The 12,030-nt window shown below is 31.7% G+C and carries 13 protein-coding genes; 1 reads left to right on the forward strand and 12 read right to left on the reverse strand.

The window, feature by feature from the left end; translation table 11 throughout:
• Positions 1-32: 32 nt before the first annotated feature.
• The 12 genes from kamA to JWF52_RS16500 form a co-directional block, all read right to left on the reverse strand.
• The gene (kamA, locus tag JWF52_RS16445) at positions 33-1,283 is read right to left on the reverse strand and encodes a lysine 2,3-aminomutase (RefSeq protein WP_208334601.1); all 1,251 of its coding nucleotides are present in this window, start codon (positions 1,281-1,283) and stop codon (positions 33-35) included.
• Positions 1,284-1,302: 19 nt separating this feature from the next.
• The gene (gene kdd, locus JWF52_RS16450; RefSeq protein WP_208334602.1) at positions 1,303-2,334 is read right to left on the reverse strand and encodes an L-erythro-3,5-diaminohexanoate dehydrogenase; all 1,032 of its coding nucleotides are present in this window, start codon (positions 2,332-2,334) and stop codon (positions 1,303-1,305) included.
• 14 nt (positions 2,335-2,348) lie between these two features.
• Positions 2,349-3,008: a 3-oxoacid CoA-transferase subunit B gene (locus tag JWF52_RS16455; RefSeq protein ID WP_208334603.1), complete on the reverse strand. Its 660-nt coding sequence runs from the start codon at positions 3,006-3,008 to the stop codon at positions 2,349-2,351.
• Complete coding sequence (locus tag JWF52_RS16460) at positions 3,009-3,662, reverse strand: 3-oxoacid CoA-transferase subunit A (RefSeq protein WP_208334604.1); 654 nt, start codon at positions 3,660-3,662, stop codon at positions 3,009-3,011.
• Positions 3,663-3,681: 19 nt separating this feature from the next.
• On the reverse strand, positions 3,682-4,527 hold the full coding sequence (gene kce, locus JWF52_RS16465; RefSeq protein ID WP_208334605.1) for a 3-keto-5-aminohexanoate cleavage enzyme: 846 nt from the start codon (positions 4,525-4,527) through the stop codon (positions 3,682-3,684).
• Between the two features lie 20 nt (positions 4,528-4,547).
• A complete protein-coding gene (gene kal, locus JWF52_RS16470) occupies positions 4,548-4,928 on the reverse strand; it encodes a 3-aminobutyryl-CoA ammonia lyase (RefSeq protein ID WP_208334606.1) in 381 nt (126 codons plus the stop codon).
• 91 nt (positions 4,929-5,019) lie between these two features.
• Entirely contained in the window at positions 5,020-5,994 is a 975-nt protein-coding gene (locus JWF52_RS16475) for an electron transfer flavoprotein subunit alpha/FixB family protein (RefSeq protein WP_208334607.1), read from the reverse strand.
• 59 nt (positions 5,995-6,053) lie between these two features.
• Positions 6,054-6,851 (reverse strand): electron transfer flavoprotein subunit beta/FixA family protein, encoded by a 798-nt coding sequence (locus tag JWF52_RS16480; RefSeq protein ID WP_208334608.1) that lies wholly within the window; start codon positions 6,849-6,851, stop codon positions 6,054-6,056.
• Between the two features lie 33 nt (positions 6,852-6,884).
• Entirely contained in the window at positions 6,885-8,009 is a 1,125-nt protein-coding gene (locus tag JWF52_RS16485; protein ID WP_208334609.1) for an acyl-CoA dehydrogenase, read from the reverse strand.
• Positions 8,010-8,039: 30 nt separating this feature from the next.
• Entirely contained in the window at positions 8,040-9,224 is a 1,185-nt protein-coding gene (locus tag JWF52_RS16490) for an acetyl-CoA C-acetyltransferase (protein WP_208334610.1), read from the reverse strand.
• A 63-nt stretch (positions 9,225-9,287) separates the two neighbouring features.
• Positions 9,288-10,133: a 3-hydroxybutyryl-CoA dehydrogenase gene (locus JWF52_RS16495; protein ID WP_353654966.1), complete on the reverse strand. Its 846-nt coding sequence runs from the start codon at positions 10,131-10,133 to the stop codon at positions 9,288-9,290.
• Positions 10,134-10,161: 28 nt separating this feature from the next.
• Entirely contained in the window at positions 10,162-10,965 is an 804-nt protein-coding gene (locus tag JWF52_RS16500) for an enoyl-CoA hydratase-related protein (RefSeq protein ID WP_208334612.1), read from the reverse strand.
• Between the two features lie 490 nt (positions 10,966-11,455).
• Between JWF52_RS16500 and JWF52_RS16505 the strand changes: the two genes are divergently transcribed.
• Positions 11,456-12,030: ABC transporter ATP-binding protein (locus JWF52_RS16505; RefSeq protein WP_286184236.1), on the forward strand; the 575-nt coding region annotated here is incomplete at its 3' end.

Below are 12,030 nucleotides of genomic sequence, written 5' to 3' on the forward strand. Positions count from 1 at the left end.
TAACCTATAATATCTCTTAGTATTAGTTTTTATTAACCTAAATGAGCGCTTAACTCTCTTTTCTTTCTATCTAATTCAGTTGGTTCAAGTGTCATTCTTTCATTATTTAAAAGACCTGCTACTCCTACCTTATGAACTTCTTTTTCACCCCTACAAACTTCACATTCACATATATGACTGTAGTTTGTTGGTTCTGTATAAGTAGTTATAACACCTTCAAAGTTTCTAAGTATTACTTTATCGTAACTTTGAGATATTACATAGTTTGGCATAACTGGAGTCTTACCTCCACCACCTGGTGCATCTACAACAAATGTTGGTACACAGTATCCTGATGTATGTCCTCTTAAACCTTCTATTATTTCTATACCTTTAGATACTGGAGTTCTAAAGTGCTCTATTCCAGTAGATAGGTCACATTGGTAAATATAGTATGGTCTAACTCTTATTTTTACTAAATCATTAACTAATTTCTTCATTACATGCATGCAATCGTTTACCCCACGTAATAAAACACTTTGGTTTCCTAAAGGTATACCTGCATTTGCCATTTTATTACAAGCTTCTATAGATTCTTCAGTTATTTCATTTGGATGATTAAAGTGAGTATTTAACCAAACTGGATGATATTTCTTAAGCATATTTACTAAATCATCAGTTATTCTTTGTGGCATAACAACTGGAACTCTACTTCCTATTCTTATTATTTCAACATGTGGTATTTCTCTTAACTTGCTTATGATGTATTCTAATTTTTCATCACTCATTAAAAGTGCATCTCCACCTGATAATAATACATCTCTTATAACTGGAGTATTTCTTATATATTCTATAGCTCTATCTATTCTATCAACTGGTTGAGCTCCATCATTTTGTCCAGCAAATCTTCTTCTAGTACAGTGTCTACAATACATTGCACATTGATCTGTTATTAAAAGTAATGCTCTATCTGGATATCTATGAGTAAGTCCTGGTACTGGTGAATCTCCATCTTCGTGAAGTGGATCATCTAAATCAGCATCTGATACTTTAAGTTCACTTGAAACTGGTATAGCTTGCTTTCTTATTGGGTCATTTGCATTAGTTGGATCTATTAATGATAAATAATAAGGTGTTATACTCATTCTTAAAGTTTTAAGACATTCCTTAACCCCTTCTTCTTCACTTTCTGTAAGTGGTATATATTTTTTTAATTCTTCAACTGTTGTGATTCTATTTTTTACTTGCCATTTCCAATCATTCCATAATTCATTACTAACGTCTGTAAATATTTTTCTTTCCATAATCCCCACCCCTTATATTTTATACGTATAGTTTTTTGAATATATTTCTTATTGTTTCACTTTCTCTTAAAGCAGCTATCGTAACATCTGAATGACCTTTTGTGTATCCATTTCCTATTATCATATCTACATCTTTACCTACACCTTCAGCACCAAGTGCAGCTTTTGTAAATGCTGTTGCCATTGAGAAGAAGTACACTATTCCGCCATCTCTAACAGGTAGTATTGTACTCATTTCTGTATTTTGAACATTTACACAGTTTATAGCTAAATCTACTTCTTTTCCTTCATTTACTTCTAATACCTTGTTTAAAACTGCATTAGGATTTTGTGCATCTACAGTTATAACTTCATCTACAAGATTATTTTCTTTTAAGAACTTCTCTTGTTTTTCATCTCTAACAAGCCCTATTACTCTTCCATTTTTACCAGCTTTTTTCTTAGCCTCATAACAACAAAGCATTCCAGATTTACCAGCAGCCCCAAGTATTAAAACACTATTTCCTTCTTTAACTAACTTTTGTGTCTGAGCAGGAGCACCAGCAACATCAAGTGCTGCTAATGCTAAATTTTCTTCCATATCTGTTGGTAATTTTGCATATATACCACTTTCAAATAATATAGCTTTTCCTTTTATTTCAACTCTATCTATATCTGCTTTTATATCTATTATCTCTTCTATTTTTAATGGAGTTAATGATAATGATACAAGTGTTGCTATCTTATCTCCTATTTTTAAATCTGTCTTATCTGCTAAATCAGAGCCTATTTTTTCTACTGTTCCTATTAACATCCCACCAGAACCAGTAACCGGATTTTGCATTTTTCCTTTTTCTTCTACTATACTTAATATTTTTGATTTTATTTTTTCTACATCATGATTACATTCTTCTTCTATTTGAGTGAAACTTGCTGAATCTATGTTTAAAGCAGAAACATTTATTAATATTTCATTATCATAAATATTCATATCATTATTTATTTTTTTAGCTGGTTGTGGAAGTACATTTTCCCCTATAACTCTGTGTGTTCCGTATTTACATCCTTTCATGACTAATCCCCCTTTTATACTGTTTGTGCATTTCTATATACTAAATCATCGGCGATTATTAAATCAGCCTCTGTCATAGCCCTTAATTCCTCAATTGTTATATCCTCACTTATTTCTTTTACTACTAAACCTTCTTTTGTTACTTCCATAACAGCAAATTCAGTTATTATCATATCAACTACACCTTTTGCAGTTAATGGAAGAGTACACTCTTTAAGTATCTTAGATTTTCCTTTTACAGTGTGTAACATAGCAACTATAACTTTCTTAGCTCCAACTACTAAATCCATAGCTCCACCCATCCCAGGAACCGTTTTCCCAGGAACTATCCAGTTAGCTAGATTTCCATATTGGTCTACTTCTAAAGCTCCAAGTACTGTTACATCTACATGTCCTCCTCTTATAAGCCCAAAAGACATTGATGAATCAAAGAAAGCTCCATCTTCATTTATTGTTGCAAATTGACCACCTGCATTAGTTATATCTAGATTTACTTCATCTTCATTTGCAAGTTTTCCCATACCAACCATTCCATTTTCTGATTGGAAAGTTACATTTATACCTTCTTCTAGATAATTTGTTGTTAATGTTGGAAGTCCTATTCCTAAGTTTACTAATTGATTATTTTTAAATTCTTTAGCTACCCTTTTAGCTATAATCTCTTTAGGATTCATTTATTTCGCCTCCTTTATTATGTAATCTACGACTACACCTGGAGTCATTATCATCTCTTTTTCTAAGTCTTTAGATTCCACTAATTCTTCAGCTTCAACTATTACTAAATCACTTGCCATAGCTATCATTGGATTGAAGTTTTTAGTAGTTCCCCTATAAACTGTATTTCCAAATGAATCAACGACACTACCTTTTACAAGTGCTATATCTGCTCTTAGTGGTAATTCTAATAAATATTCTTTACCATTTACAGTTATTTTTTCTTTATTTTCTTCAACTAAAGTTCCCACTCCTGTTGGAGTTAATATTCCGCCTAGACCAAATCCACCTGCTCTTACTCTTTCTATAAGTGTTCCTTGTGGAGATAATTCAACTTCTAATTTGCCTTCATTCATTAGTCTTCCCGTCTGGGCATTTGTTCCTATATGAGAGGCTATAACCTTTTTAACTTGATTATTTACTATAAGTCTTCCTATTCCTTTATCCACAAAAGAAGTATCATTTCCTATTATAGTTAAGTTTTTAGCACCAGATTCTATAAGTGAATCTATAAGAATTTCTCCTGTTCCACATCCTAAAAATCCACCTACCATAATAGTCATATCATCTTTAAAAAGATTCTTTAATGTTTCTACAGATATAACTTTGCTCATTTTATCCCCCCTAGATAGTTTAAGCTTCTTGTGTGCTTAATATATTAACCTCTAAACCTAGTATTTCACGAGCTTCTTTAGGTGAAGCTACTTCTCTACCAAGCTCTCTTACTATATTTGCAGCCTTTTTAACTAATTCTCCATTTGAAGATGCTGGCACCCCTTTTTTCATATATACATTATCTTCAAATCCTACTCTGATATGCCCACCTAATAATATACTTAAAGCTACCATATCAAATTGAGATCTTCCTATTCCACTTACTGTAAATGTAGCATTTTGAGGTATACTTTCTCTCATAAACATTAAATCTCTATAAGTTGCACTTATGCCTCCATTAACCCCCATTACAAAGTTAAAGTGCATGTTATCATTTATAAATCCTTTTTTGTTAAGTCTAATAGCCATATCTACCATACCCTTATCAAATACTTCTATTTCTGGCTTAACATTTAATTCTATCATTTTCTTTCCAAACTCTTTTATTGTATTTTCAGTATTTACAAATATTTCGTCTCCACCGAAGTTACAAGTTCCACAGTCTAGAGTTGCCATTTCAGGAGATAAATTTACTGGTTGGATTCTTTCTTCATTGCTCATTCCAACTGCTCCTCCAGTTGAAGGCTGAACAATTGCATCAGGGCACTCAACCTTTATAGCCTCTATACATTCCCTAAATCTATTTATATCTTGAGTTGGAGTTCCATCATCATCTCTTACATGAAGATGTATTATACTTGCTCCAGCATCATATGCAGACTTTGCTTCTCTTACTATTTCAGAAACAGTATATGGAACATTTGGATTATGTTCTTTTGTTACTTCTGCACCACATATAGCTGCAGTTATTATAACCTTTTGCATATTAAAGCCCCCCTAAATAACTATAATCTTTGTTTATCTTTAGGTACTACACAAGTTCCACTAGCTTTACATACCACTATTGGATTTTCTAAAACTTCTGCTGCTGATTCATTTATATCAGTTCTTGGCACTATAACTTTTCTAGCTTCAAATACCATCTTTCTTGAACTATTTCCTACATTAACTATTTCACCAACAGCTTCTATATAATCACCAGCAAACACTGGTGCTAAAAACTCTACGCTATCATAAGCTTTAAATAATCCTTCATCACCATCATTTTGTATTAGTAGTTCAGTTGCTACATCTCCAAATAATTGAAGCATCTTAGCGCCATCTACTAAATTTCCACCATAATGAGCATCATTACTTCCCATTCTCATTCTTATCATTGCTTTCATGTTAAATTCCCCCTTTATGATTATTTATATATTTATTAACTGGTGTAGGCCTTTTAAAGCTAGACCTACACCAATTAGTAAGCTTTAGTTATTATGCTAATTCTTGTATTAAATTTTTAACAACTTTATTAACGTCTCCCACTATTGAAACATCTGCAGCTTCAAATATAGGTGCTTCGCTATTTTTATTTATAGCTATTATAAATTCAGATTCTTCCATACCAGCTAAATGTTGTATAGCCCCTGATATACCACAAGCAAGGTAAAGATCTGGTCTTACAGTTTTACCAGTTTGACCTACTTGGCGAGATTTATCAACCCATCCTGCATCAACTACAGCACGAGAAGCACTTACTTCAGCTCCTAATATGTCTGCTAATTCATATAAAGCATCCATATTTTCTTTAGAGCCAACTCCTCTTCCTGCTGATATAAGTATATTAGCATCTTCTATATTAATACTCTTTACAGTTTCTTTTATGTATTTTAATACTTCTACGTTTTTACCATTTTCACTAAAATCTACTACAAAGTTTTCTATATTTCCAGTTCTTGCAGTATCTTTTTTTAACTTTTTCATAACCCCTGGTCTTACAGTACTCATTTGTGGTCTATGATTTGGGCATATTATAGTAGCCATTATATTTCCACCAAATGCAGGTCTAGTCATTAAAAGTCCATTATTTTCATCATCTATTTCAAGTGATGTACAGTCTGCTGTAAGACCTGTTTCAATAGTAGCACTAACTCTTGGAGCTAAATCTCTACCTATTGTAGTAGCTCCTACTAAAACGATTTCTGGTTCTTTTTTATTTATAACTTCACAAAGTGCTTTAGCGTATGTATTAGTTACATATACATCTAAATTTTCATCATCAACACAAACTACTTCGTCTGCTCCATATTGTATAAGTTCTTCACTTAAACTTTTAACATTGTGTCCAAGAAGTACTGCACTTACTTTACTATTTAATTTATCTGCTAACTCTTTACCTCTTCCTATTAATTCCAAAGAAACATTTTGTATTTCACCACTTCTTTGTTCAACAAAAATCATTACACTCATTATTTTCCCTCCTATAATTACTACTCTTTGAGAAATATTTCGTCAAATTATTTAGTTTTTTAAGCCTTAGCTTCAGTTATTATAAACTTTTCTTTAAGGGCATTTACTATTATAGCTGCTCCTTCTTTTTCATCTACATTATAAAGTGTTCCTTTAGCTTTAACTCCTTTAGTAAATGACTTTTTAACTTTAGTTGGAGAACCTTTAAGTCCTATCTCTTCTAAACAAACATCTATATCTTTTAAATTCCAAGTTTCTATTTTATCTTCTCTCATACAATCATATATTCTAGAAACTCTCATATATCTTGGAGTATTCATTTCTTTTAAAGTAGTTATAAGAAGTGGCATCTTTGCCTTTATAACTTGATATCCATCTTCAAAAGCTCTATTTACTATTACATGGTCATCTTCTACTTCTAATTTTTCAACGTAAGTTATAGATGGTATATCAAGGTGATTTGCTATTTGAGGACCAACTTGTGCTGTATCTCCATCTATTGCTTGTCTTCCTGCTATTATTAAATCATAATCTAACTTCTTTATAGCTCCTGCTATAGTTTTTGAAGTAGCTAATGTATCAGCTCCTGCAAAAGCTCTATCTGTAAGAAGTATTGCTCTATCAGCACCCATCGCTATTGCTTCTTTTAGCGCATTTTTAGCTTGAGGTGGTCCCATTGTTAGAACTGTAACTGTTGCACCCATTTTTTCTTTTAATATTACTGCTTCTTCTATTCCTGCTTTATCATCAGGGTTTATTATACTTGGAACCCCATCTCTTATTAATGTACCAGTTTTAGGGTCTAATTTTACTTCTGTTGTATCTGGTACTTGTTTTACACAAACTAATATATTCATATTTTTCCCTCCTAAAAATTCGCCTCATCTAATTTATCTAAGTAAATCTGCACCTATAACCATTCTTTGTACTTCACTTGTTCCTTCGTATATCTCAGTTATTTTTGCATCTCTCATCATTCTTTCTATATCATATTCACGAGTATATCCGTATCCTCCGTGAAGTTGTACTCCTTTAGTTGTAACTTCCATTGCCACTTCTGATGCATAAAGTTTTGCCATAGCTGCATCTACACTATAAGGTTTTCCTGTATCTTTTTTGCTAGCAGCTTTGTATACTAAAAGTCTTGCAGCTTCTATTTTAGTTTTCATATCAGCAAGTTCAAATTGAGTATTTTGGAAAGCCGATAAACTTCTACCAAATTGCTTTCTTTCTTTTACATAATCAACAGTAGCATCTAATGCACCTTGAGCAATTCCTAATGCTTGTGCAGCTATACCTATACGTCCACCATCTAGTGTCTTCATAGCTATTTTAAATCCTTGCCCAACTCTACCTAATAAATTTTCTTTAGGTATTACACAGTTTTCAAATATAAGTTCACAAGTTGCAGAACCTCTTATACCAAGTTTTTTCTCTTTTTTACCTATAGTAAATCCTTCTGTTCCCTTTTCTACTATGAAAGCTGATATTCCACGAGTTCCTTTAGATTTATCAGTCATAGCCATAACTACATATATATCAGCAGGACCTGCATTAGTTATAAATACCTTAGTTCCATTTAATATATAGTTATCTCCATCTAAAACTGCAGTAGTTTGTTGAGATGATGCATCTGTACCTGCATTAGGCTCAGTTAAACCAAAAGCAGCTAATTTTTCACCTTTTGCAAGTGGCACTAAGAACTTTTGCTTTTGTTCTTCTGTACCAAATTCATATATAGGATTAGCTCCTAGTGAAGTATGAGCAGATACTATTACACCTGTAGTTCCACAAGCTTTAGAAAGTTCTTCAACAGCTAATGTGTATCCTAAGTAATCTCCTCCTTCTCCACCATACTCTTTCGGAAAAGGTATTCCTAGTATTCCACATTCAGCCATTTTATCAACTGTTTCATATGGAAACTTTTCTTCCTCATCTATTTCATGTGCTATAGGAGCTACCTCATTTACCGTAAACTCTCTATACATCTGTTTTAATAATTCATATTTTTCCATAAATATCTCCCCTCTTTTGAATATACTATATTAGCATTTTTTTATTATTAAACTAGTACCTTGTCCTCCACCTATACAAAGTGTAGCAAGCCCTAGGTTAACATCTTCTCTCTTTTGCATTTCATGTATTAAAGAAACTAATATTCTACACCCACTAGCACCTACTGGATGACCAAGTGCTATTGCACCACCATTTACATTTACTTTTTCCATATCAAAATTTAATTCTTTTGATACTGATAAAGCTTGAACTGCAAAAGCTTCATTTGCTTCTATTAAGTCTATCTCTTCTAACTTTAGGTTTGCCTTTTGAAGAGCTTTTTGGGTTGCTGGAACTGGTCCATATCCCATTATGCTTGGGTCCACACCTGCTGAAGCATATGAAACTATACTTGCTAATGGCTTTAATCCTAATTCATTACACTTTTCTCTACTCATAAGTATAACCATTGCACTACCATCATTTATCCCAGATGCATTACCTGCACTAACAGTTCCATCCTTTTTAAATGCTGGTTTTAATTTAGATAATTTTTCTATAGTAGTATTGTGCTTTGGATGCTCATCAGTATCAAATATTATAGGATCACCTTTTCTTTGAGGTATTAAAACTTCAACTATTTCATCTTTAAATCTATTATTTAATTGAGCTTTCTTAGCTTTTTCCTGACTTAAAAGGGCAAACTCATCTTGTTCTTCTTTAGTTATACCAAATTTTTGTGCTAAGTTTTCTGCAGTTATTCCCATATGATAATTATTAAAAGCATCTGTTAATCCATCATTTACTAAAGAATCAACTAATTTATTGTCCCCTAAACCATATCCATATCTACCTTTGTTTAGTAAATACGGAGCATTACTCATACTTTCACAGCCTCCAGCTAATACTACATCACAATCTCCAAGAGCTATAAATTGTGCTGCCATACTAACTGCTCTAAGTCCAGAACCACAAACTTTGTTTATAGCAAGTGCTGGAACTTCTACTGGAATACCAGATTTTACAGCAACTTGCCTTGCTACATTTTGTCCAAGACCTGCACTTAATACATTTCCAATTAGCACTTCGTCTATTATTTTAGGATTTATATTAGCTCTTTTTATAGCTTCCTTTGCTGCTATAGTACCTAATTCTACAGAGCTTACATCTTTAAGCGAGCCACCTAAAGATCCTATTGGAGTTCTAACTGCTGAAACTATTACAACTTCCCTCATGCTTTACCCCCTTGACAATATCAATGATTGCTTTGTGATTTATTGAATGAATTTTGTGATTAATTATTTATAATCATAAAATCCTTTCTTACTCTTTCTCCCTAACATGCCAGCTCTTACCATTTTTCTTAAAAGTGGATGAGGTCTGTATTTTGAATCTCCAAATTCACTATATAGTACTTCCATTATATTTAAGCATACATCTAAACCTATAAGATCCCCTAAAGCTAGTGGTCCTATTGGGTGATTTGCTCCTAATTTCATTGCATTATCTATATCTTCTACATTTGCAATACCTTCTGCAAATATTCCTATTGCTTCATTTATCATAGGTACTAATATTCTATTAACTACAAATCCTGGTGCTTCAGCTACACTTACAGGAGTTTTATCTAATTGTGTACATAATTTATATATCGTGTCGTGAGTTTCTTTAGATGTCAGCATACCGTCTATTACTTCTACTAATTTCATAACTGGTGCTGGATTGAAAAAGTGCATTCCTATTACCTTTTCGGCTCTAGTCGTGCTTATTGATAAGTCTGTTATTGACAATGATGATGTGTTTGTTGCAAATATTGTTTCTTCCTTGCATATTTTGTCTAATTCTTTGAATAGTTGTTTTTTGATTTGCATATTTTCAACTATAGCTTCTATTATTAAATCGCAATCTTTAGCTTCTTCTAAGTCTATAGTTTTTGAAAGTCTACTTAAAGTTTCATTCTTTTCTTCTTCTGTTATTTTTGCTTTTTCTACTTTCCTGTCTAAGCTTTTTGTTATTGTTTTGATTCCTTTTTCTAAGCTGTCATTGTTTAAATCCCTAAGTATTACTTGATGTCCATTAGCTATAAATACTTGTGCAATACCACTTCCCATAGTACCGCTTCCTATTACCATTATCTTCATAATTTTTCCCCCTATAATGAATTATAATGAACTATAATGAACTACTTAATTTTTTTTCACAATGTATATTAAATTTTGGTTCTCTTTTTTCTAAGAAAGCACTCATACCTTCTTCTTGATCATAACTTGCAAAGCATAGCCCAAATAGATTATTTTCTAAGTTTATAGCACTATCTATATCTATTTCATAACCTCTATTTATGGCATTTTTAGCATATCTTATAGCTAACTGTCCTTTAGATGAAATAAGTTTAGCCATCTCTACACATTCTTTCACTAAATCTTCTTGTTCTACAACTTTGTTAACTAAATTTATATTTAATGCTTCTTTCGAGGTTATTATTTGTGCACTGTATACAAGCTCTTTCGCTTTACCTACCCCAACAATTCTAGGCAATCGTTGAGTTCCACCAAATCCTGGTAATATTCCAAGGTTAGCTTCTACCTGTCCAAATTTTGCTTTCGTACTTGCTATTCTAATATCACAACTCATAGCAAGTTCTAATCCACCTCCTAAGCAAAATCCATTTATTGCTGCTATTATAGGTTTTTCACAGTTTTCTATTTTCCTAAACAAACGATTTCCTGTTTTTGAAAATATTCTTGCTTCTTCAAAGTTCATATCTTTCATAGCTTCTATATCTGCCCCTGCTACAAAAGCCTTTCCTTCTCCTGTTATTATACCTACATGAATTTCTTCATCATTATTGATGATATCAATAGCCATATCTAATTCTTTTAATACCTCTTCATTTAGTGCATTTAGATATTTTTCTCTGGCTATCTTTATTGTGTATACGCTTTCCTCTTTAGCACATATTAAATTTTTAAACATATATCTCCACCCTTTTATTAATAGTAATGTGTATGTTTTTATAAACAAAACTTTAATATAAAGTTTTATTTATATATAATATTCTACATGGATTTACGTATTCCTTCTATGATTTTAAATTATTTTTTTATTTTAAATTAACTATTTCATTTTAAATTAAAATATTCTACAATTGATTACATACTAATTTGTTTTTTTATATTTTCTTTTCATATCACACATTATATTACACCACTTTACAGCAAATTACAACTACCTAAACTTTCTTTTTCTTTAATTTTTCATAGATATAGTTATCAAGATAAATTTCTAGCAATTTAATCTAATTTCAACAAGTCGCTAGAAAATCATTCTACTTTGTTATTTTCTATAAGATACACTTATCAAATTTCTTATCTATTAAACGTAATTAACAACCTCAAACTGGTACAAATCCCATTCAAATTTAATACTATAGAGTATAGTTTCAATTTTAACTGGGGGTGACAACTTGGGTAATATAGTACAAGTCAAAAATCTTTCGATGACTTTCTACAATAAAGAAGGGGAGCTACAAGTTCTAAATGATATGAATTTTTCTTTAAATGAGGGAGAAATTTTAACACTTCTTGGTCCTTCTGGATGTGGAAAGTCAACAATTTTAAACATTCTTACAAAACTTTTAAAACCAACTAATGGAGATGTAGTCGTAAATGGAAATATTGGGTATATGTTTCAAAAAGACCATTTACTAGAATGGAGAAACATAATGGACAATATAACACTAGGTCTTGAAATTCAAAAGAAAAAAACACCAAAAGCAATAGCCAGAGTTGAAGAACTTTTGAAAACTTATGGGCTTTGGGAGTTTAGAAATATGTATCCAAAAGAATTGTCTGGTGGTATGAGACAAAGAGTTGCACTTATTCGTACTCTTTCAGTAAATCCTGATATCTTACTTTTAGATGAACCTTTCTCTGCACTTGATTATCAAACAAGACTTTTAGTAAGTGATGATGTTTATAAAATTATAAGAAATGAAAATAAATCTGCAATTTTAGTTACACATGATATAAGTGAAGCTAT

It is taken from the genome of Clostridium sp. CCUG 7971 (assembly GCF_017590215.1).
In the GTDB taxonomy this organism is placed as follows: domain Bacteria; phylum Bacillota; class Clostridia; order Peptostreptococcales; family Peptostreptococcaceae; genus Faecalimicrobium.

What these genes read in the sequence shown, in the direction of transcription:
- kamA (WP_208334601.1), bottom strand. Translation starts at nt 1,283, where the DNA reads ATGGAAAGAAAAATATTTACAGACGTTAGTAATGAATTATGGAATGAT.
- kdd (WP_208334602.1), bottom strand. Translation starts at nt 2,334, where the DNA reads ATGAAAGGATGTAAATACGGAACACACAGAGTTATAGGGGAAAATGTA.
- JWF52_RS16455 (WP_208334603.1), bottom strand. Translation starts at nt 3,008, where the DNA reads ATGAATCCTAAAGAGATTATAGCTAAAAGGGTAGCTAAAGAATTTAAA.
- JWF52_RS16460 (WP_208334604.1), bottom strand. Translation starts at nt 3,662, where the DNA reads ATGAGCAAAGTTATATCTGTAGAAACATTAAAGAATCTTTTTAAAGAT.
- kce (WP_208334605.1), bottom strand. Translation starts at nt 4,527, where the DNA reads ATGCAAAAGGTTATAATAACTGCAGCTATATGTGGTGCAGAAGTAACA.
- kal (WP_208334606.1), bottom strand. Translation starts at nt 4,928, where the DNA reads ATGAAAGCAATGATAAGAATGAGAATGGGAAGTAATGATGCTCATTAT.
- JWF52_RS16475 (WP_208334607.1), bottom strand. Translation starts at nt 5,994, where the DNA reads ATGAGTGTAATGATTTTTGTTGAACAAAGAAGTGGTGAAATACAAAAT.
- JWF52_RS16480 (WP_208334608.1), bottom strand. Translation starts at nt 6,851, where the DNA reads ATGAATATATTAGTTTGTGTAAAACAAGTACCAGATACAACAGAAGTA.
- JWF52_RS16485 (WP_208334609.1), bottom strand. Translation starts at nt 8,009, where the DNA reads ATGGAAAAATATGAATTATTAAAACAGATGTATAGAGAGTTTACGGTA.
- JWF52_RS16490 (WP_208334610.1), bottom strand. Translation starts at nt 9,224, where the DNA reads ATGAGGGAAGTTGTAATAGTTTCAGCAGTTAGAACTCCAATAGGATCT.
- JWF52_RS16500 (WP_208334612.1), bottom strand. Translation starts at nt 10,965, where the DNA reads ATGTTTAAAAATTTAATATGTGCTAAAGAGGAAAGCGTATACACAATA.